The organism is Curtobacterium sp. S6, assembly GCF_000710345.2.
In the GTDB taxonomy this organism is placed as follows: domain Bacteria; phylum Actinomycetota; class Actinomycetes; order Actinomycetales; family Micrococcaceae; genus Rothia.
Genome location: NZ_JHEL01000010.1, coordinates 31,373 through 53,654 on the forward strand (window position 1 = coordinate 31,373; position 22,282 = coordinate 53,654).

At 67.4% G+C, this 22,282-nt stretch carries 14 protein-coding genes and 1 tRNA gene; 12 read left to right on the top strand and 3 right to left on the bottom strand.

All coding sequences use genetic code 11. The annotated features are described in order from the left end of the window. Positions 1-96 precede the first annotated feature (96 nt). The 8 genes from CURSPS6_RS01275 to CURSPS6_RS01310 all read left to right on the top strand — a co-directional run bounded on the left by CURSPS6_RS01275 (position 97) and on the right by CURSPS6_RS01310 (position 12,559). On the top strand, positions 97-5,133 hold the full coding sequence (locus tag CURSPS6_RS01275) for a DEAD/DEAH box helicase (protein ID WP_082469947.1): 5,037 nt from the start codon (positions 97-99) through the stop codon (positions 5,131-5,133). Between the two features lie 134 nt (positions 5,134-5,267). Next, positions 5,268-6,788 carry an amino acid permease gene (locus tag CURSPS6_RS01280; protein ID WP_030013517.1) on the top strand — a complete coding sequence of 507 codons (1,521 nt, stop codon included), beginning with the start codon at positions 5,268-5,270 and terminating at the stop codon, positions 6,786-6,788. A gap of 93 nt (positions 6,789-6,881) precedes the next feature. Then, positions 6,882-7,685, top strand: coding sequence for a carbon-nitrogen hydrolase family protein (locus CURSPS6_RS01285; RefSeq protein ID WP_035809988.1), 804 nt, complete (start codon positions 6,882-6,884; stop codon positions 7,683-7,685). Positions 7,686-7,745: 60 nt separating this feature from the next. Next, positions 7,746-8,729 (top strand): pseudouridine synthase, encoded by a 984-nt coding sequence (locus tag CURSPS6_RS01290; protein WP_152978013.1) that lies wholly within the window; start codon positions 7,746-7,748, stop codon positions 8,727-8,729. Positions 8,730-8,752: 23 nt separating this feature from the next. Then, positions 8,753-10,018, top strand: a complete 1,266-nt coding sequence (locus CURSPS6_RS01295) for a glycoside hydrolase family 76 protein (protein ID WP_051687494.1) — start codon at positions 8,753-8,755, stop codon at positions 10,016-10,018. Between the two features lie 124 nt (positions 10,019-10,142). Beyond that, a complete protein-coding gene (locus CURSPS6_RS01300) occupies positions 10,143-10,688 on the top strand; it encodes an NUDIX hydrolase family protein (protein ID WP_030013523.1) in 546 nt (181 codons plus the stop codon). A gap of 42 nt (positions 10,689-10,730) precedes the next feature. After that, the gene (gene tgt, locus CURSPS6_RS01305; protein ID WP_030013524.1) at positions 10,731-12,056 is read left to right on the top strand and encodes a tRNA guanosine(34) transglycosylase Tgt; all 1,326 of its coding nucleotides are present in this window, start codon (positions 10,731-10,733) and stop codon (positions 12,054-12,056) included. Then, complete coding sequence (locus CURSPS6_RS01310) at positions 12,053-12,559, top strand: SRPBCC family protein (RefSeq protein WP_051687495.1); 507 nt, start codon at positions 12,053-12,055, stop codon at positions 12,557-12,559. Before tgt ends, CURSPS6_RS01310 begins: the two co-directional genes overlap by 4 nt. On the opposite strand, the gene CURSPS6_RS01315 is transcribed toward CURSPS6_RS01310, so the two are convergent. After that, positions 12,543-14,897, bottom strand: coding sequence for an ABC transporter permease (locus CURSPS6_RS01315; protein ID WP_030013527.1), 2,355 nt, complete (start codon positions 14,895-14,897; stop codon positions 12,543-12,545). The two genes, CURSPS6_RS01310 and CURSPS6_RS01315, sit on opposite strands and share 17 nt — an antisense overlap. Next, positions 14,897-15,967, bottom strand: a complete 1,071-nt coding sequence (locus tag CURSPS6_RS01320) for an FUSC family protein (RefSeq protein WP_051687496.1) — start codon at positions 15,965-15,967, stop codon at positions 14,897-14,899. Before CURSPS6_RS01320 ends, CURSPS6_RS01315 begins: the two co-directional genes overlap by 1 nt. A gap of 259 nt (positions 15,968-16,226) precedes the next feature. On the opposite strand from CURSPS6_RS01320, the gene CURSPS6_RS01325 reads away from it, so the two are divergent. From CURSPS6_RS01325 to cls, 3 genes are all read left to right on the top strand, one after another. Beyond that, positions 16,227-18,743 (top strand): hypothetical protein, encoded by a 2,517-nt coding sequence (locus CURSPS6_RS01325; protein WP_030013530.1) that lies wholly within the window; start codon positions 16,227-16,229, stop codon positions 18,741-18,743. Positions 18,744-18,829: 86 nt separating this feature from the next. Continuing rightward, entirely contained in the window at positions 18,830-19,804 is a 975-nt protein-coding gene (locus CURSPS6_RS01330) for a hypothetical protein (protein WP_030013531.1), read from the top strand. Next, entirely contained in the window at positions 19,801-21,276 is a 1,476-nt protein-coding gene (gene cls / locus CURSPS6_RS01335) for a cardiolipin synthase (RefSeq protein WP_030013532.1), read from the top strand. Before CURSPS6_RS01330 ends, cls begins: the two co-directional genes overlap by 4 nt. 21 nt (positions 21,277-21,297) lie before the next feature. Here cls and CURSPS6_RS01340 read toward each other — a convergent pair whose 3' ends face one another. Beyond that, positions 21,298-21,999 (bottom strand): hypothetical protein, encoded by a 702-nt coding sequence (locus CURSPS6_RS01340; RefSeq protein ID WP_030013533.1) that lies wholly within the window; start codon positions 21,997-21,999, stop codon positions 21,298-21,300. Positions 22,000-22,206: 207 nt separating this feature from the next. Between CURSPS6_RS01340 and CURSPS6_RS01345 the strand changes: the two genes are divergently transcribed. Then, positions 22,207-22,279 (top strand) — tRNA-Lys (locus CURSPS6_RS01345). The last annotated feature ends 3 nt before the right edge of the window (positions 22,280-22,282 follow it).

Consider the following 22,282-nt stretch of genomic DNA (forward strand, 5'->3'; position numbering starts at 1 on the left):
CCGACGCGCCCCTGGATGTGACCAGCATCTCGTCGCGGCCCACCGCGTGGTGGCTTCGGGAAACACCGATCTCCGAGAAACGGCACAATGGGTTTCATGTCTTCCGCCCTTGAGCGCTTCGATCCGGCCACCCGTGAATGGTTCACGGGTGCTTTTCGGCGCGCTACGGCCGCCCAGGAAGGGGCCTGGAACGCGATCGCGGAGGGCCGGCACGCGCTCGTCGTCGCGCCGACGGGATCGGGTAAGACGCTCGCGGCCTTTCTGTGGGCCCTCGACAGGCTGGTCCTCGGCCCTGAACCCACCGGCGCGGATCCCGAACCGGTCCCCGCGGACGGCGAGCGCCGGAAACGCGCCCCGAAGCGCACCACCGTCCTCTACATCTCCCCGCTCAAGGCCCTCGGCGTGGACATCGAGCGCAACCTGCGATCCCCGCTCGTGGGCCTCTCCCAGACGGCCCGCTTTCACGGCCGCGAGCCCCGCGAGATCTCCGTGGGCATTCGTTCCGGTGACACCCCGGCCCGGGAGCGACGACGCCTGGTCACCGACCCGCCCGACATCCTCATCACGACCCCCGAGTCGCTGTACCTGATGCTGACCTCCAAGGCCAGGTCCACGCTCTCCGGGGTCGATACCGTGATCGTCGACGAGGTTCACGCCGTCGCCGGAACGAAACGCGGCGCGCACCTGGCGGTGTCCCTGGAACGGCTCGACCAGATCCTCCCCTCCCCCGCGCAGCGCATCGGATTGTCCGCGACCGTCGAGCCCGTGGATGCCGTGGCCCGGTTCCTGGGCGGAACCGCCCCGGTGAGCGTCGTCAAGCCGGCCATCGAGAAGGACTGGGACCTCACGGTCTCGGTGCCGGTGCCGGATATGTCCAACCTGACCTCGCCGGTGCCTCGCACGGATCTTCCGGCCCACCGGAGCGGTATCGACGCGGGGTCGGCCTCTTCCGGGACGGCGACGCTGGAGGACGCCCTGGGCCTGGACCTGGAATCCCCGCTCGCGGGAACCACGCCCGCAGCCTCGCCTCCGAGAAATCCGCCCACCGGAGAGACCCCGCATACGGTCGTGGCCTCAATCTGGCCGCACGTCGAGGAGCGGATCGTGGACCTCGTCGAGGCCAACCGGTCCACGATCGTCTTCGCCAATTCGCGTGGCCTCGCCGAACGGCTGACCTCGCGCCTCAACGAGGTCTACGCCTTCCGCGAGGAGCAACGCGGGAGCCTCCCACCGGAGCAAGCCGAGATGCCTTACTCGCCGCCGGCCCTGAATCACCTGACGAGCGGTACGGCCGCGCCCGAACTGGCCCGCGCGCATCACGGGTCGGTCTCCAAGGACCAGCGGGCCCTCATCGAGGAAGCGTTGAAGACGGGCCAGCTCCGATGCGTCGTGGCCACGAGTTCCCTGGAACTCGGCATCGACATGGGCTCCGTGGACCTCGTCATCCAGGTCGAGTCGCCGCCGAGCGTGGCGAGCGGCCTCCAGCGAGTCGGTCGCGCGGGGCACCAGGTCGGGGAAACCTCGCACGCGGTCATGTACCCCAAACACCGGGGAGATCTGCTCGCCTCGGCGGTCACCGTGGAGCGCATGCGCGCCGGGGCACTGGAGCCTCTTCACGTCCCCGCGAACCCCCTCGACGTGCTGGCCCAACAGACGGTGGCCGCGTGCGCGACCGGGCCGATCGACGTCGAGGCCTGGTTCGACGCCGTGCGCCACACGGCACCCTTCGCCGCGCTTCCCCGATCCGCCTTCGACGCCGTGCTGGATTTGCTCGCCGGCAAGTACCCCTCGGATGAATTCGCCGAGCTTCGGCCCCGGGTGATTTGGGATCGCGACGCCGGGACGCTCGAGCCTCGCCCGGGCGCTCAACGCGTGGCGGTTACCTCGGGCGGCACAATCCCGGACCGTGGGCTGTACCCCGTGTTCATCGTCGGCTCGGACGAGGAGAATCGCGGCCCCAAGCGGGTCGGGGAGCTCGACGAGGAGATGGTGTACGAATCCAGGAACGGCGACGTCATCGCCCTCGGCGCGACGAGCTGGCGCATCGAGGAGATCACGCACGACCGGGTCAACGTGACGCCCGCGCCGGGACAGGTCGGAAAGCTACCTTTCTGGCACGGAGACGGCCCGGGTCGACCCGTGGAGTTGGGCGCGGCCACCGGTCGCTTCACCCGCGAGCTGGCCACGGCCCTATCCGAGGGAGAGGAAGCCCAGGACGCCGCCCGGGACCGCCTCCTGGCCGCCGGGCTGGACGCGTGGGCCGCGGATAACCTGTGCGCGTACATCGCCGAGCAACGCGAGGCCACCGGCCAGGTGCCGAGCGAGAAGACCGCCGTGATCGAGCGTTTCCGGGACGAACTGGGCGATTGGCGCGTGGTGCTCCATTCCCCGTACGGCATGCCGGTGCACGCCCCGTGGGCGCTGGCCGTGGGGGCCCGCATCGACGAGCTCTACGGTCTGGATGGTTCCGCGATGGCCGCCGATGACGGCATCGTCTTGCGCATCCCCGCCATGGAGGATCAGCCTCCGGGCGCCGATCTCTTCCTTTTTGAGCCCGACGAGATCGAGGCCATCGTGACCGAGCAAATCGGTTCCTCGGCGCTGTTCGCCGCCCGTTTCCGCGAGTGTTCAGCGCGTGCGCTGCTGCTGCCGCGTCGCGACCCCGGGAAACGCACACCGCTGTGGCAGCAACGGCAGCGATCCGCGCAGCTGCTCGACGTCGCACGCCGCCACCCTCACTTCCCGATCATCCTCGAGACCGTCCGCGAGTGCCTTCAGGACGTCTACGACCTGCCGGCGCTCCGGAAGATCCACGAGGACATCTCGTCCCGACGCATTTCCGTGCGGGAGATCGAGACCGGCGAGCCGTCGCCCTTCGCCAGGACGCTGCTCTTCGGGTATGTCGGGCAGTTCCTCTACAACACCGATGCCCCGTTGGCCGAGCGCAAGGCGGCCGCGCTCTCCCTGGACCCCACGATGCTCTCCGAGCTCCTGGGCAGGGACGAATTGCGGGAGCTGCTGGACCCCGAGATCGTCCGCGAAACCGAGCGTCAGGTCCAGCGCCTGGCGGAAGGCCGGCAGTTGCACGGCGCGGAAGGGCTCGCCGACCTGTTGCGCATCCTGGGACCGCTCACCTCGGAAGAGGCGGCCGAGCGCCTGGAAGACGGCGAGGACGTGCACGAGTTCGTGGCCGATTTGTCCCGGGCATCCAGGGCGTTCACGGTGCGCGTCGACGGCCGGGAACGGATCGCCGCGGTGGAAGATGCTTCCCGGCTCAGGGACGGGCTGGGCATCCCCCTCCCCATGGGCATTCCTCACGCGTTCATCGAGCCGGTCGCGGACCCCCTGGGAGACCTGGTCTCTCGCTACGCCCGCACCCACGGGCCCTTCACGACGTCGCGGGCCGCGGCGGCGCTGGGGCTCGGAACGGCCGTCGTCGAGACGGTGTTGGCGCGGCTGGTGGCCGACCGCCGAGTCGCGCAGGGGCGATTCCTGCCGCCCGAGCTGCTCGCGGAGTCCCCGGAACCGGAATCCTCCGTGGAGTGGTGCGACGTGGGGGTCCTGCGAACGATCCGGCGGCGATCCCTGGCGAAGTTGCGCTCCCAGATCGAGCCGGTGGATCCCGCGACCTACGGCAGGTTCCTGCCTGCCTGGCAACACATCCGGGCCGAGGGCGCCCGGGAGGATCCGAGGGTCGACGACGCCGACGGCCTTCTGACCGTGGTCGACCAGCTCGCGGGGGTTCCGGTTCCCGCATCGGCATTGGAAACCCTGGTGCTCCCGGCACGAATCCGCGGCTATCGCATGTCCATGCTGGACGAGGCGATGTCCCGCGGCGAGGTGCTGTGGACGGGCGCCGGCACCATCACCGGCCAGGACGGCTGGGTATGCCTGCACCTGGCGGAATCCGCCGACCTCACGATCCCCGAGCAACCGCCGACGCGACGCGAAGACCTCAGCGAAGACGCGCGCGCGGTCTTCGACGCGATGGGCGACGGCGCGGATTTCCTGCCCCGCATCGCATCCCGCGCCGGGCTGAGCCTGGGCACCGCCGGGGAGGCCCTGTGGGAACTCGTGTGGGCCGGCCTCGTCACCAACGACACCGCGGGCCCCCTCCGGGCATACCTGGACGGCGGGTCCTCGGCTCACGCCCGGCCGAAGGCGCCGGGTCGCTCGCGATCCCGCGGGCGGCGAGGGGCCGGACGGATCACGTCCGCGCGGCTCGGGCGCGCCGCCTCGACCGGGCCGTCGATCGCCTCCGGCCTGGGCCCGGGGATCGGCGAGCCGGCGGATCTGACCGGGGCGATGACGGGCCTGTCCCCTCAACGAGAGCGCGAATTGAGCGGCCGGTGGTCGAGGGTCAGCTCCTATTTGGACGACGAGGCGCTCGACCCCACCGTTCGGGCCGTGGCCACGGCGCAGCTCATGCTGGACCGCTACGGCGTGCTGACCAGGGGCGCGGTGGCCCACGAGGAGTCCCCCGGCGGGTTCTCGGCGGTCTATCAGATCCTCACCGCTCAGGAAGACCAAGGCGAGGCCCGACGCGGCTACTTTGTCGAAGGCTTGGGCGGGGCGCAATTCGCGGCACCGTCGACCGTCGACCTGTTGCGAGCATCGAGCATCGACGATCAGCTGGAAGGCTCGGGTTCGGAGCCACGGTCCCCGGAGGTCCTCGTACTCGCGGCGAGCGATCCAGCGAATGCCTACGGTTCCACGCTCGCGTGGCCCGATCCGGTCGACCCGGAGCGGATACTCTCGGCGGGAGGAGAGGATCGGCGGGGAACCACCCGAGACGAGGCCGCTCCACGGCTCGCCCGCCCTGGTCGCAAGGCTGGCGCGCTGATCGTCCTCGTGGACGGACGCCCGGTGCTCTACGTGGAACGCGGCGGCAAGACGATGCTGGCCTTCTCCCCCCAAGCCTCGGACCTGGAGCTCGCGGGCCCCGCCGTGGCTTCGGCGGTCAGGCTGGGAGCGGTGGACAAGCTCGTGGTCGAGAAGGTCAATGGGGTGTCGATTCTCGAGCGGGGAACGCCGGACCGGGACGGCCAGCCGTCGCCCGTGAGCGCGCTCCGGGATGCACTCGTCGCGGCGGGCTTCTACACGACGCCGCGCGGGATTCGGATGAGGAAGTAGCGGCCTTTTCAAAGGCACCACGAATTCCCACCACGGAAGTATCCATATATTGAGATGCGCGTCCACCCAGTGAAAACCGCGGAGTAGCCTCAGACATCATCATTATTGGCAGCACCTTGATCTAAGGACTCACCATGTCTTCTGGACTTTTCCGCACCAAGTCCGTCGAGCAGAGCATCCGGGACACCGAAGAACCCGAGCATCAGCTCAAGAAAAACCTCGGCGCGCTGGACCTGATCGTCTTCGGCGTTGGCGTTAGCGTCGGTGCCGGCATCTTCGTCCTGACCGGACACGCGGCCGCGACGAACGCGGGCCCCGCGATCGTCATCTCCTTCCTGATCGCCGGTCTCGCCTGCGGCCTGGCCGCGGTCTGCTATGCGGAACTCGCCTCGACGGTGCCGGTCGCCGGATCGGCCTATACCTTCACCTACGCGACGCTCGGCGAGCTGGCCGCTTGGATCATCGGCTGGGACCTGATCCTCGAGTTCACGGTGGGAGCAGCCGCCTTGGCGACGTCGTTCAGCCAATATCTGGCCGTTCTCCTGGAGAACACGCCTTTTGCGATCCCGCCGGCCATTGCCTCCGTGGAGACCGGGTGGATCAACCTCCCGGCGCTGTTGTTGGTCGCGGGACTGACCGTCATCCTGATTACCGGAGTCAAGCTCTCCAGCCGCATTAACCAGATCGTCACGGGCATCAAGCTCCTCGTGGTCCTCGCGGTGATCGTGGTCGGCCTGTTCTTCGTGAAGGTCTCCAACTGGGTCCCGTTCGTTCCGCCGGCCCAGGGCGCGAGCGCCGAAACCGGCGGTGCCCTGCACCTGCCCCTCGTGCAGTCCTTATTCGGAATCGCCCCGAGCGTCTTCGGCGTCGGCGGAGTGCTCGCGGCCGCGGCCATGGTGTTCTTCGCCTTCATCGGCTTCGACATCGTCGCGACCACCGCCGAGGAGACGAAGAACCCGCAACGCAACCTGCCGATCGGCATCTTTGGTTCCCTCGCGATCGTGACCGTCCTGTACGCCGGCGTTTCCCTGGTGATCACCGGCATGCAGAGCTATCAGGACATCGATCCCGACGACGGCGCGCCCCTGGCCACCGCCTTCTCGAATAACGGCCTGCCGGTCATGGGACACATCATCGCGATCGGTGCCTGCATCGGCCTGATCGTCGTGACCATGATCTTGTTCCTCGGCCAGACCCGTGTGGGCTTCTCGATGTCGCGCGATAACCTGCTTCCCCCGGGGCTCGGCAAAACGCACCCCAAGTTCAAGACCCCGTACCGGTTCACGATGCTCGCGGGTCTCGCGATCGCCCTGCTCGCGGCCTTTGTCCCCTTGTCCAAGCTCGCGGACCTGGTCAACATCGGCACGCTGGCCGCGTTCGTTCTGGTCTCGGTGGGCGTGATCATCCTGCGTAAACGCCGCCCGGATCTCAAGCGCTCCTTCAAGGTGCCGTTCATGCCGGTCCTGCCGATCATCACGGCCATCATGTGCCTGTACCTCATGCTGAACCTCAGCCTGGAAACCTGGATCCGCTTTGTGATCTGGTTGGTGGTCGGCGTCGTGGTGTACTTCGCGTATTCCCGCCGGCACAGCCGCCTCGGCAAGAACGCCCACGAGGTCGAGTCCCGGCCAGCGGAGACGGCCCCCACGCCGTAGCCCCTCGGCCGCGATCACACGGCGTGCACCACATCGACGGATCGTGGTGCACGCCGTTGCCGTTTCCGGCTCGCGAGGGATTAGCGTGGAGCCATGACCGTCGATCAACCGTCCCGGACCGCCCCTACCCGTATCGCCGTCTGGCAGACCCCCGGAGCGCCGGGCGATGTCGAGGAGAACCTCGCCGAGCTGTCCCGGGCCGCGCAGCGCGCCTCGGAGGGTGGAGCGGAGCTGCTGCTGACTCCCGAAATGTTCGTCACCGGTTACAACATCGGCTCGCTCCTCCCCGAGCTCACGGATCTTCCCTTGACGGAGCGGGTCGGCGACGTCGCGCGGCGGCACCACATCGCCATCGCGGCCGGGCTCCCCCTGCGTTCCGAGGCCGGCATCACCAACAGCGTGGTGATCCTGGATCGCGACGGCCGCACGGTGAGCCGTTACGACAAGACGCACCTCTTCGGCGACCTGGACCGGGCGATGTTCGTCCCCGGCGACCGTCCCTCAGAAGTGATCGACTTCCTCGGGCTCACCATCGGCGCCCTCATTTGCTACGACGTCGAGTTCCCCGAGACCGTGCGCGACCTCGCGCTGCGGGGAGCGGACCTGATCCTGGTGCCCACCGCGCAGATGGCCCCCTATGCCTTCATCGCCGAACGCACGATTCCGTCGCGTGCCTGGGAGTCCCAGGTCTACGTGGCCTACGCGAACCACGTCGGCAGCGAATCGGACCTGACCTATGTGGGCCGGAGCAGCGTGACCGCCCCGGACGGGGAGATCCTGGCGATGGGCGGGGACGCATCCGAACTTCTCTTTGCCGACGTGGACTCCCGGCGGGTCGCCGCTTCCCGCCGGGACAACCCGTATCTGTCGGACCGACGCCCCGAGCTCTATGACTAAGCCACGATCGAGAAGCCGCCGCGGGCCCTCGCCCCGCGCGTCGGTGGTGGAGTCGCCCTGATGCGCCGCCGACGACCAACCTGCCCCGTTCCGCCCCGGGAGGGCGTGGCGCCCACGAGGATTCGCCTGCCCCGGGACGAACGCCACGAAGACCTCGCCCGATTCCTCACCGACCGCTTTGCGCCGCACGATGCCGCGGCCACCTCCGAGCTCTTGGCCCGCGGCGACGTGTACGGTCCCGACGGCCACCCGCTCGATGCCGGCGCCCCCTACGAGCCCGGATCTCACGTGTGGGTCTTCAGGCCCCTTCCCGAGGAACCCGATCTGCCCGACGACCTCCCGATTCTGTACGAAGACGAGTACCTGCTCATCGTGGACAAGCCTCACGGCCTGCCGGTCACGCCGCGCGGTGGCTTCGTCCGGCAGACGGCCGTGACCAAGCTGAGGCTTAGCACCGGAATTCGGCAGCTCTCTCCGGCCCACCGGCTCGACCGGCTCACCGCCGGGGTCCTGCTCTTCGCCAAGACACCCGAGGCCCGGGGACCGTTGCAGGGGCTCTTCGAGCTCCAGCAGGTCAAGAAGTCCTACGAGTTGATCGCACCGCTCACCGCCGCCCGGGCAGCGGGTCCCGCCGTACCCGACGGAATTCCTCGGGCTCCCGAGGAACCGTTGACGGTCCGGTCCCGGATCGTCAAGGACCGGACCTCGCTCCAAGCCCGAGAGGTGCCGGGGGCGCCCAACGCCGTCACCGGCGTCGTCCTGATCGACGAGATCCCCGGGACCGGTCAGGGCCTCTACGGCGCCTATCCCCTCTCCGGCAAGACCCACCAGATCCGGGTTCACATGGCCGCCCTGGGCCGCCCGATCCTGGGCGATCCGCTGTATCCGGAGATCGACTCTGAGGCGCTGGCCAGTGCGAGCACCCGGTTGCGGCTCCTGGCGCGGGAGATACTCCTGCGCCACCCGTTCACGGGTGAGCCCCTGTGCGTCCGCTCAGACCGTACCCTGGAGGAGAGCACGAGGAACGACGGCGAACCAGCCTGACGAACCACCGACAGGGAGAATTCATGAGCAACGACCCGATCGCACCCCAGACAACCCGCAGCGCCCGCCGCCAACAGGCCGCGGGCGGCCGCACCGAGGCCTATTCATCGGCCCGCCAAGACCGCGCGGAGAAGGCGCTCAGGGCAGAGCGTGCTTCCTTTTCCGTGCACCGGTTGTTCCTCCACCGCGTCGGCGGTATCCCCGGAACCCTCATCGGCGAGAGCACTCTTCCCCCGCGCAAAGGTTTCACCAAGCGCCTGACCCAGTGGAACTACTGGTGGCAGGCGCAGCTGCTGGATGCCCTGGTGGACGCGGGCGAGCGCTACGTCGCCGACGGCAGGATCTCCGAGGCGGAACGGGTCATGGACCAGAGCCACCGATTGCTCAGGGGCATCCGCATCCACAATTTCGGGACCTACGTCAATTCCTTTTACGACGACATGGCCTGGCTAACCCTCGCGGCCGGCCGGCTCAACGATCTCTCCCACGCCGTGCGCGGCCGCGGGTCCGACCCGGCCCAGGAAGCCGGACGGGCCCTCTACCCCCAGTTGCGCGCGGCCGTGACCGACGAGGCCGGCGGCGGCGCCTTCTGGTCCAAGGCCGAAGACTTCAAGAATTTGCCGGCATCCGGGCCGATCGCGATCGCGCTGGCCCGCGCCGGAGAGCAGGACCAGGCGGCCGCGTTGACCCGCTGGTTCCGTGACCGGCTGTGGTCCCCCGAGAAGGGCTACGTCGACGGCATCAAGCTCGAATTGCAACGCAATGGCACCCGGCAAGAGACCCTCGAGGAGAGGGCGTTCTCCTACAACCAGGGCGTGGCCATCGGCGCTCACCTGGAGACCGTCGGCGGCGACGTCAAGCACCTCGAGGACGTCATCCGACTGGTCAACGAGAGGTTCACGCGAACCCACACCGAGGAGGGCACGGAATTCCGTGTCCTCGATACCCGGGGCTCGGGCGACGGCGGGCTCTTCGCCGGGATCCTGGCCCGCTACCTGGCCCGGGCCGCCTCCGACGCCCGGGTCGAGCCGAAGGCACGGCACCTCGCGAGGGACCTCGTCGTGGCGACCGCCGAGCTGTTGTGGGCCGGGCGTCGTGAATTCGACCCGGATCTGCCCCTCAACGAGCCGGGTGTGGACGTCACCGAGATTCGCGGGGAATCGGTGGTTCTGTTCTCCCCCGACGCGACCCGCCACAGCTCGGAGACGCTCGGCTCGGGCGCCCGCGTCGAGCTGAGCACCCAGATCCAGGCGTGGACGATCCTCGAGGCGGCATACCGCCTCGCCTAGCCGATGCTCGGTGGGTGGTGGTTCGTCGGCCTCCACCCGCCGAGGGTTCAGCGGGTAGCCGAACACGCCCCCGCAAGGACGAAAAGGCTGGGATTTCTGACCCCGGGTGCGATAGAACCGAGGCATGAGCAGAGTACGCACACCGGATCCCACGCCGGGATGGCTCTCGGACGAAGAGCTTGCCCAGGCCCGCCAGCAGCTACCGATGGTCTATGTCCAGGCGATCCCCGTGACGCTCGACCCCCTGGGGTGCGTCAGCGAAGTCGGGCTTCTGTTGCGCCCGAATGACGAGGGAAGCATGGTCAGGTCTTTCGTCTCGGGACGCGTGCACTACCGAGAAACCGTCCGCGCGGCCCTCCTCCGCCACCTGGAGAAAGACCTCGGTCATCTGGCGATGCCTCAAATGCCGGCGTCGTTGACACCCTTCACGATCGCCGAGTACTTCCCGCATCCCTCCCAATCGGGCTTGACCGACGACCGCCAGCACGCCGTCGCCCTGTGCTACGTGATTCCGGTCAATGGCGACTGCGAGCCCCGCGAGGACGCGCTCCAGCTGTCGTGGCTGACCCCGGAGGAGGCGCTGCGCGACGAGGTCCAGGAAGAGTTCGAGGGTGGAAGCGGCGACCTCGTGCGTCGGGCGCTGGCCTTCGCGGGATGGGGACGCTGCTGAGGCGGACCCGGGTCACTGACCCGCCGAGTCGGAGCAACTAGTATGGGTCGGGTGCCCAACACTACTTTTCCCAATCCCCAGTTCGGCTTTAAGGTCGGTTCCCGCCTGACCGAAACGGCAGGAGGCGACTCCTCGCGTGCCGCGCGCGACCGCAATAACGGCGGGGAGTTCCTCGGCCGCACCGGCGTGATGTCCACGCCGCACGGCGAGATCCAGACGCCCGCGTTCATCCCCGTCGGGACCAAGGCGACCGTCAAGGCCGTCCTCCCGGAGGCCATGAAGCAGCTGGGCAGCCAGGCGCTTCTGGCCAACGCCTATCACCTGTACCTTCAGCCCGGCCCGGACGTTCTCGACGCCGCGGGCGGGCTCGGCCGCTTCATGAACTGGAACGGCCCCACCTTCACGGACTCGGGAGGCTTCCAGGTCATGTCCCTGGGGTCCGGGTTCAAGAAGGTCATCGATATGGGCACGGTGGCCGGCACGACCGGTGCCGACGGTCGCCCCGTGGGGGACGACGACGTCGCCGCCGGCAAGGAGCGCATGGCCCACGTCGACGACGACGGCGTGACCTTCAAATCCCACCTCAACGGGGACCTGCACAGGTTCTCCCCGGAAATCTCCATGGGCGTGCAGCACCGGATCGGCGCGGACGTCATGTTCGCCTTCGACGAGCTGACGACCCTCTACAACTCCCGCGGGTATCAGGAAGAGGCGCTCGAGCGCACGCGGTTGTGGGCCCTTCGATGCATCGCGGAGCATCAGCGGTTGACCGAGGAACGCTCAGACAAGCCGTATCAGGCCCTCTTCGGGGTAATCCAGGGCGCCCAGTACGAGGATCTGCGGCGTAAGGCGTGCCGGGACCTCGGCGACATGGATTTCGACGGCTTCGGCCTGGGCGGGGCCCTGGAAAAGGAGAATCTCGGGACCATCGTGCGCTGGTGCAACGAAGAGCTCCCGGAGAATAAGCCTCGCCACCTGCTGGGGATCTCCGAGCCCGACGACATCTTCGTGGCCCTGGAAAACGGCGCGGACACCTTCGACTGCGTGTCCCCGACCCGCGTGGCCCGGACCGCCGCGGTCTACTCCCCGGACGGCCGCTTCAACGTCTCGAACGCTCGCTTCAAAACGGACTTCACCCCGATCTACGATGGGTGCGACTGCTATACGTGCACGCACTACACCAAGGCTTATCTGCACCACTTGTTCAAGGCGAAGGAACGGCTCGCCGCAACCCTCGCCTCGATCCACAATGAGCGTTTCATCGTCCGGATGGTCGACACCGCCCGCGAGACGATCGCCTCGGGCGAGTACTTCCAGTATCGGGACGAATTCCTCGGACGCTACTACGCCGGAAAGGCCAAGAATTGAGCATCCTGACCACGGTCCCCGCGGACCAGGTCGTGTCCGTCTCGGGCGACGTGCCCGCGCCGCCGCAAGACGTCTTCACCGCGTTCACCGATCCCCTCCGCCTGGCCGGATGGTACGGCCCCGAGGGGTGGATCGTGCCTGTTCACACGGTTTCCATCGACCCGACGCCGGGCGGGATTTTTCGCCTGGCCATGGTCAATCACGCGCAACCGAACGAGGCCGTGCCCTTGTATTCGACGTTCGTGAGCGTCGTCGAGGGCGAGCTCCTGGAGCATCGCGAATCGCTTCCGGGGCCGAACGGCGAGGCCAGCGATGCGACCGTGCTGCACCGCATCGAGTTCCTCCCCCGCGAGGTAGACGGCGCCGACGGCACCCGGGTGGTCGTCAGCCAGGGCCCGCTGCCACGGGAAATCCACGCGACGGTCGTCGACGGATGGCGATCCGCCCTGTCGGAGCTGGCCCGGGCGACCGTGTCCGAGCAGAGGGTCAGGGCCTCTCGCTGAGGCCCTGACCCCGTCGGGGATCCTGGGCCTCATGCCGTGGGCCGTCGTGTCCTTGACGGCGACGCTTCGCCTCGATCACGCGGATCTGACGCGTTTCCGGGCTGTCGTTGCCGGTCAGGACGTTGCCCTCAAACTCTCCGGCCTTGCCGTCCTCGTACTGCTCGGCCTCGGCCTGCTCCTGCTCCGCGTACTTCTTCTGGCGGCTCCGAACCCACAGGTGTCCGGCCGTGTACAGCAGTAGGCCGATGACCAGCCAGACGAACTCCAAGATCAGGTCGCCCGTGACGGACGCGTCCGGCAGGTACACCTGCAACCGCATCGCGCCGAGGGCGGCCGAGCTCGGGACCAGGTGGTTCAGCACGGTGAACACCTGTGGCGCCATGTCCAGCGGTAACAGCAGGCCCGAGCTGGGGACCCCACACATCACGAACAGCGGCAGGGATATCGTCATGACCGATCCCCTCAGGAACAGCGCCCCGCCCAGTGTGAAGAACTGAATGGTCAGCGACGTCAGGAACAAGATTCCCCAGACCGTCCAGGGAGCCCCGGGATCCAAGAAATGCACCACGTGCACCGAGATCAGGTACTGCAAGAACGTATTGGCCGCGGCGACACCGATGACCCAGATGACGCGTCGTCCCCAGTGCCACGCGCGTCCGACCAGGCCGATCATCATGCCGGCCAGATTCGAACCGACGATCCCGCCCATGCCGAGGTACATCAGGGACATGCCGAATTTGTCGTTCTGCGTGGTCGGCGCCAGGTCGACCTTTTCCATGGGGGCGCCCTGGGTCAGGGTGCTCACGAGCTTCTGGGCCGCGGTTTCGGCCTGCATGCCATTGCCGGTCGCGACGAAGAGCACCGAGGACGAGGGCGACTCACGCTCGGAAATCCCCTCCGCGGCCGACGCCGGGACGTACGCCGCGCGGGCCTTGTTCTCCAGAACGTCTTGGCGGGCGTCGTCCGCGGTCTTGACGGTCTTGACCTCGTAGGCGTCCTCCGGGAGGCCCTCAAGGGCCTCCGCCAGCTGGGTCGAGGAGGAATCGGCCGCTACCACGTCGATCTTCATGTGGTTCGGGGACGGCGCGTGCACGACCCCGATATACATCAACGGCAACGCGATCGTGACGATGATCGGCAGCTTGAAGGCGTGAATGAGCCCGCGACGATTCTGCATCTGCTCGTCGTTGACCGACCTTCGGCTACCGAAGAAATGCCGGAAGCCCGGCGAGGAGTAGCCACGGCGTACGTGACGGCCCATCGCATCCGCCGGGGCAGAGGGGTCGAGATCGGTCTCGAAGGACATCGCGTCCGCGTCCTGGGGCGCCGGGCGCTTGAGGAACGACGCCGCCAGAAGGATCAAGGCCAGGAAGAACCAGAGCAGCAGCGTGATGAGTGACGCGCTGAGCGGGGCCTCGGGGAAATACAGGATCCGACGCAGCGCCTCCATGAGGGCGGGGGTGGGCAGGATCCGGTGCAGGCCCTGGAAGACCGAGGGCACCAGCTCGATCGCCATCCCCGCACCGGAGGCGGGAATTCCGAGAAGGACCAGCAGGAACATCGTCGGTAACGCCATGTACAACCCGATGAGTCTCATGCCGCCGGTGTGGAACAGCATCACGGTGAAGGACATGAAGGCCAGTAGGAGGTATACGGGCAAGGCGTGCTCGGTGAAGGCGCCGTGGATTCCGTAGGCGATGAACGTCGGGATCGTCGCGTAGAACAGCGCCATGACGCCCATGATGGAGATCGCCACCTTGCCGCTGAGCTTGGCCAGGTTGCTTCTCAGCCCGACGGCCGTCATGAACCCGGCCAAGAGCACCGGCAGCCCCATAAACATCAGGGAGGTCCCCATGCCGTCGTTGGCCGGGGGCGGCACGAGGTCCTCGACCGTGGGCTTGGGAACCTGATCCGGGTTTTGATACTTCCCGGTCTGCGTGAGGACCTGAGGGGCCACCTTGTCCAGGTAGCCTTCGGCGAACTGGGAGGCGCTCGTGGACCCCATCGTGGCCACGTATTCCGTATTGGTCTTCGGGTCCCAGGCCGCGCGGATGTTGAGGGATTCGATCTCGTGCTTGGCGTCGTCCACGGAACCGACGGCCTGGACGTCGTACGCCTCGCCGGCCTTCGCGTCGAGCTTGGTCGCGAGTTGCTGCGTCTGGGTGTCCGAGCCGACGATCCCGATCTTCATGCCGTGCGGTTCGGGGGAATGCATGCTGAAGCCGTAGATCAGCGGGAACATGATGGTCAGGAACATCGGGAGGACGATCGAGAACTTGAGGACCTTGCTGGCCCCGCTCTTAATTCCCGACGCGTTGAATCGAGGGGCACGAGGCATCAGGAGACCTGCTTTCTCTGATGATTGCGGCGGAGGAGGGGTATGGCTTGGGTATCGGCGTCGCGTTCGGCACGGTTACGGAAGATCAGCACCAGCACAAAGCCCACGGCGGCGCCGATGGCCGTTTCGGCGAGGCGGGCCGTGAGGATCTGTTCCGGGGCGGATGGTTGCGCGAGTTGCACCATCATGAGCGCCAGCGGGGTCACGAAAAGCATCGCGAAGGCATAGTTGCGCATCACGAACGCCTCGGCGAGGAACTGGAGGATAACGACCCAGACCGCCATCTGCCACTGGTGCAGGTCCGACGAGAGCAGGAAGGCCGTCACGAAGACGCCCCCGAAGGTGCCGACGATGCGCTGAATGCACTTATACAACCGGGCCGTGACGCTCGGTTGGGCGATCGGGGCGACCGCGGCGACCATCGCCCAGTAGGAATGGCTCAGCCCGGACAGCTGCCCGAGGACACCGGCGATGGTCGCGGCGCCGAAGAACAGCAGGCCGTGGCGGAGGATCTGGGCCCGGGACTGGCCGTGGTGCGCGGGCACCGGAACGACGTGACCGCGTCGCCCCTCCCCCATGAAGTACCCGAGCATTCCGGCCAGCACGGACCAGATGACCGCTCCCAAACCGGCGATCATCGCCAGGGCGATCGGTGGAGGAGAATGCATCGAGCCGACCGCCCCGGAGGCGAAGATGAAGAAGAGTCCCCCGGGCGGCCTCAGCGTCAGGACGATCGCCAGGGACGCGCCGATTCCACCGACGAGCGCGACCACCGGGATCATGAGCCAGGGACCGGCCTGCAGGTGGGAGAGTGCCAAGCCCACCAGGAGCGCCATGAGCAACATCAGGCCCGCGGTGCACTGGTGCCGGAAACGATCGGCGAAGGGTTCCTGCCGGGCGTAGATCGAGGTGAAGGCGCCGAAGGACACAAAAATCGCCAGGTCGGCCCGGCCGAGGAGCAAAACGGTTGCCAAGGGAACGGCCACGCTCGCCGCAATTCGTATCGCCGGGATGTGATCGGACTTCGATGGGGCGAAAGAAACGATATTGCGGAAATGGCCGTTGGACACTGTGACGGTGGCTCCTTGGGGTCGCGGGCGGGGTTCACGGTGTGCGCCGACCGCTGGGATCGTCCCCCTGGGGGAAGGAACGCATCCGCGGACCATCGTGATTTCTGCCGGCCTCGGGGCGGTCGCCGTTGCGTACCAGCGCCCGGCCCTGAGGACGCCGCGACATTGCGGTTCCCGGCAGGTGGCGGACAGGCCACACCTTGCTTAATAGTAAGCCTACTCCCCGGGACGGGCGGAGGATCCTTGTAACTTGGAACGTATGACCGACCGCACCCGCCTGCATGACGACCCGCTCGAGCTGTGGCGATCCCTGGCACAGCTGAGCCCCCGGGTCCTGCCGCGCCCGCGGCCGGCGGAGCGTCGCCTTACGGTCAAGGACTACCTGCCCGGGCATGCCCTGCCGTGGGAGCCCTCCTCGGGCCACGTCAGCTACGACCGCACGCGCTCGTGGCGCCACGTCGTCTATGCCGGGGTGGTCCCCTACGGTCGCCTGATCGCGCACGCGGACCTGGCCCCGCGGGACGCCGCCCCGGGATTGCTCACCGCCCTCTTTGCCGTGCGCGTCGCCGAGGACGGCCGCGTCATCCCCGACAGCCTGGAGCTGTCTCGCGCCGCCTGGGCGGTCTCCTCTATCGCTCGCCCGGACTCTGTCCCCGGCTCGTACAGGGCAGCGACCGAACTGTGGCGGCAGGGGCTGTTGGATCTGTGGCGGGCCCGCCGCGTCGACATCCGCGGGGTGAAGTATCCGCGGTTGCCGGGAGACGTCGAGCAAGACCACCCCCTGGACCACGACGACCTCGCGGCGGCCGTGGCACACACCCGGGAGGTCTTTGGCCTGGCCGACCTGCTGGCCTCCGGAGCGCAGGGCGTGCCGACGCGCATCGTGAGCCGCCTGGCGCCGCGTTCGGTTCAGGCCGGCGACGGTTCCCTTCTGAACCATCCGGCCGCGGAAGACCTCGATCTGGCCACCGAAACCACCCGCTACCGCCAAGCGGCGGCCGGTCTCCTCGGCATCGATGCGGCCGAGACCTTCGAAGACGTCGGCGAATCGAGGGAAGCGCTGTACTACGCGCTGGCCCCGCAGATGCTTCCCGAGGGGATTTCTCGACGCGAGCGCTCGACCGTGGCCACCCAGTTTGCGGTCAACGCCGCGATCAACGACCTGGCGGGAACCGAGGGGCTCTGGTGTTGCCCGGAGGAGACCTCCGCGGGCGTTCCCGAGCCTCGGTGGGTCGACGACATGCTGGCGGGCCTGGTCACCCGCCGCGCCGAAGCGTTGGCCTCGATCCCGGATCCCGCGGAAATCTTCGATCCCGAAGCCACAGAATGGTCTCCGACCCGAGAGATTCACCTGCCCCACCCCGACCTCGAGGACCACGAGGTCATTCGGTCCGCGCCGTTGCGCTCGGGTGGCGTGGGGCCCAGCGGAACCCCCGCATTCGTCCAGTTGCTTCCCGGCATGGAGGAATTCGAGCCCTTTCGGGGAATGCCGGCCGGCCAGCCGTTGGACGCCGTCGCGGCGATCGACGCCGTGCTCAACCGGTTGGGGCACGCCCGGTCCACCATGACGCCGCAGGACTATGAGCGCTGGGATGCGGCGGCGGAATCGATGCAGGACAGCATCGCTGCCGTCCGGACTCTCGTCGCCGAACGGCAGCGCTATCACGAGGCCGTACCCATGCTGTTGCGGACCGAAGGCGTCATCTCGGACCTCGCGGAGGCCTTGGCTGAATCGATGACCGAGATCTCGGACATGGAGGCCGAGCTCGAGGAGCTATCCCGGGCCAACGACCGGGCGCGGCGTCGTTCCAAGGTGTGGAACGACCGGATCGCCGCCCACCTGCGCGAGGAGCCCCCGATGCTCTGGAGGTTCGCGACGTTTGGCCGGGCCCGGATGCCGTGGCGGCAGCGGCTCACTCACCTGCGCCGGGAACAGTCCGAGGCGCAGGCGGAGGAGCAGGGCGCGCAGGCCGCCGTCGATCGCGTGCACCGCGACCTTCGGCAGATGCGCGAGGCCCACGAGTCCCTGCGCGACGACCTCGAGGAGAATAAGGCGACGGTTGCGTCGTTGCGCGAAGAACTCGCGGCCTATCCCCACCCTGACCACGCGATGGATCAGGACTGGCTGGCCGGCGACTGGCACGACCGCGCCCTGGCACCGTGGCTGGACGACGAGCTCCAGGATGCCCGGTACCTCGCCTACCGTCATGCGCTGACCATGCATTCCGTGGCAATCAATGGCCTTCCCCGCGAGTTTCGTGAGGGGCTGCTCGCGGCCCGAGACCTGCTGTGCGGGCATCCCGGCAAGGACCCGCAGGCCGTCCGGGGAGCCTGGCAGATCCTCGGAATGGTGTTCCCGCAGGTCATGATCGAGGCGGAGCTGCTTCCCGGGATCTGCCGGAGCCTCGGTGAGTCGCGATTGGGGTGGGTAATCTACTCCGACGCCGACCGGCTTCGCGGCGGCGTCGCCTACGCGGGTTTGCTCCACGCGACCCGCGGTGTGCTCTTCGCCCAGCCCGACGACCTCGTGGCCTCCGCCACGGCGGTTCAGGCGGAGGACGACGCGGTGCAGCGCTACGACGCGCCGTACATCCTGCCCCCGACGGCCGTCCAGCGGTCCTTGGCCGAGGCGACCTCGTGCTCTCTTCGGTGGACCCCGGACCAGACGACCGCCTACGGTCTGGCATCGCGGGCCTCGAAATACACCCCGACGGCTCCCGCCGAGATCACGCTCGGCCGCGACACCCCGGAGCAACCGCTTCCCTTCTCCTCCTGACCAGGAGATATGTCGGTAAAATCGGTCAAGCGTGCACCGCCTGAGCTGTCACGCGCCGCCCACCCATCTTCGCGCTAAGGAGCTCCATGGACAGTACCGGTCAGCCGTACCTCCGGGCCCTCAGCGCCGAGGCACCGGGCCCGTGGCGTTCGATCTTGGGCCACTCCCCGTTGTATTGGGCCGGCCTGTTGGTGATCTGGACCATCGGAATCCTCGGCCGGTTCTCGGGCGCGCAATCGGTGTCCTCGGCAGGGTTGCACGAGGTGGCACCGACCATCACGTTTGTCACGTGGCTGGTTCTGCTGATCTATACCGGCTTCCTGATCCTCGCCGCCGTCCGCCCCAGCCTGTCCGAAACCCCCGGTCCCGGAATCGCCCAGAGGGTCCTGCGGGCCATCGCTCCGGCCGGCCTCGCCGTGGTGTTCTGCGCGCTCATTCAGGCGGGCCTGGTGGTGATCGCGGCGGTCGATCGAGGCACGAATCCCGGCATGTCGCCGTTGTGGAAGGTCGCGCTGTTCTACGCTGCCGAGGCGGCTGCGGGCGTCGCCGCGTTCTGCGCGCTGTTTTCGCTCATCGCGGTCGCTTTTTCACGGGTCGGAAGCTGGTGGCTGTACGGCCTTTACTCCTGGGTCGCCTACGCCGTCGTCGACCGCATCCAGCGTTACGCCACGTTTGTGCCTTTGCCGGGAACCGATGGCGCGGAATTCCATTCCGGCCTGGACTTTGGTCGTGCCTCGGCGTCCAACGTGTATATCAACGCCTTCCCGGGCAACGTCGCGGCAGTCGTGCCGCAGCGGCCGGGCCAGGTGCCACCGTTTGCCAATATCGAGGTCAGCAACGTGTGGATCAATCTCTGGATCCTCCTCTTGTGCACCGTCGTGCTGATCGCCGTGGTCGTCGTATCTGCCTCCCGCACACGAGCCCGCGTGCGACGGGGAGAAGAGCCGCCGCGGGCCCGACCAGATGGGCGTTTCCACACGTCCGGTCCCGATTCCGACGAATCGCTCATTCCCTGGGACAGGCTCGACGATCCCCGGGGCTCCCGTAGACTTGGGCCGTGAATTATTCGCTCCTGAACATCCCCGGCGTCCCTCCGTGGGTCGACACCACGCTCGTGGTGATCGACATGCTCATACGCATCGTCGCCCTGTGTTGGATTCCGTATAACCGGAAACCTTCCGTGGCGTTGGGGTGGCTCATGGCGATCTTCCTGATCCCTTACGTGGGGCTCGTGGCCTTTTTGGTCATTGGTTCGACGTACCTGCCGCGCGGTCGTCGTGAACGCCAGACGCACATGAACGACCTGATCCGAGAGCAGCTCGGCGATCAGCCGATTCTGGGTGAATGTAAGCACCTCCGCGAGATGGACCTCGCGGCCGCCAAGCTCAACTACAAGCTCGGTGCCCTGCCCATGGCGGGCGGTAACCAGCTGAAATTCCTGCACGACAATCACGAGGCCATGCGCGTCATGGCCGAGGCCGTGGACCAGGCCAAGGAATACGTGCATTTCGAGTTCTACATCGTGGCCTACGACGCATCGAGCGCTCCCCTTCTGGACGCGCTCTTCCGGGCGCACCGCCGCGGCGTCAAGGTGCACATCATGGTCGACCAGCTCGGCTCGGCCGGATACCCCGGGTACCGCGAGCTCGTGAAGCTCCTGAATTCCTCGGGGGTCTCCTGGCGCAGGTCCCTGCCGATCCGGCCCTGGCGGGGCGAATACCAGCGGCCCGACCTGCGAAATCACCGCAAGATTCTGGTGATCGACGGCGAGCTCGGCTTCTCCGGGTCCCAGAACGTCATCGACCGCTCGTATAACAAGCGCGCAAACCTGCGGAAGAAGCTGGCGTGGAAGGACCTCATGCTTCGCGTGGAAGGTCCCCTGGTCGACGAGCTGAACGCGCTGTTCATCTCCGATTGGTACTCCGAGACCGGCGACCTGCTCCTGGACGAGATCGACCAGGAGCTACCCGCGGTGGACTCCGGAGTGATGGCCCAGGTGGTTCCCTCCGGTCCGGGGTTCGAGACCGAGAACAATCTGCGATTGATCAACCACCTGATCTACAACGCCGAGCGGCGCATCGTGATCTGTAGCCCCTACTTCATCCCGGACGACTCGCTGAAGATGGCGCTGACGACCGCGGCCCAATCGGGAATCGAGATCCACCTGATCGTCTGCGAAAAGGGCGACCAGTTCATCGCGCATTACGGCCAACGTTCCTATTACGAGAACCTGTTGCTCTCCGGGATCTCGATTCACCTGTACCCCGCGCCGACCGTGCTGCATTCCAAATTCATGCTGATCGACGACGACGTCGCCTTCATCGGCTCGTCCAACATGGATCAGCGGTCCTTCGCCCTCAATCTTGAGGTGTCACTGCTCTTCCTGGACAAGTCGGTCGCCGCGGAGCTCGAAGAGGTGGCCGACGCGTACCTCGACGAATGCTTCGAGGTTGAGTACGACGAGTGGTGCCAGCGTCCGCTCCACACGAAGGCCGTGGAGAACGTCTGTCGGCTGACCTCGGGGCTGTTGTAATCGAGTGGTCCCGCCGCGGTCCTAATCCAGTTGGCCGTGGCGCCAGGCCGATGCCGCGGATTCGAGTTCCTCGGCGGTGGTGATGAGTTTTCGGGCGGCCCGGGTGAGGCGGTTGCCCACCGTCGTGGATCCGGGCGTCGACTCGAACTCGCCGGCGCGGCGTCGGCCTTCCTCTCCGACCGCCTGCACGACGACGTCGGCGTGGTCGGCGGCCACGGCCTGGCCGAGCGCGACGACCCGGCAGAATGCCCCGAAACGCTCCAGGGCGACATCGAACTCGCCCGTGTAAGCGCCGGTCAAGATCAGGTCGATGGTTCGGCAGAGTTCGTCCGCGCCGGGCGGGTCGGCGACGCCGGCCACCACTCGGGAGACCTGCGCGTTGTCCTGACCGAGGTGGTAATACCGGCTGATGGTCTCGGGGTTGCGCCGGACCGTGTCCCGCAGCGCGTAGATGCGCCAGAGCGCGCCGGGCAAGGAGACGCCCGGGGCTTCGGCCCACATCTCGGCGATCGCGTCCAGACCGTAGTGGTCAGTGAAGTCGACGAGACGCGCGGTCACGCCGGGGTCGCTATTGGCGCGCCCCTGTGAAAGCAGCGCCCACGCGGAGGAATGCGCGGCCTGGGAGACGACCTCGGGGTCGACACCCCCGTCGAACTGCTCAAACATCCCCGGTGAGAACTTCACGGGGCTGTGGTGCCGTGCTGGCTGATTCGATCCGGACATGCGCCTAGTCTAGGACCCCGCCGATGCGTCGATCCGTGGGCACCATCACGGGTTCGCCACACGGAAACTCCGGCGATCCCGCTCGGCGGCCTCGGGCACCATGAGTCCCGTCACGGAGCCGTCGATGAGTTTCTGCCGATCCCGCGGGATGTTGTAAGCTGGACGAGCTTGGGCCACGCGCGAGTTGACAGCGCACGGTTCAAGAAGGCGCCTTTAGCTCAGTTGGTAGAGCATCGGACTTTTAATCCGTGGGTCGTGGGTTCGAGCCCCACAGGGCGCACCG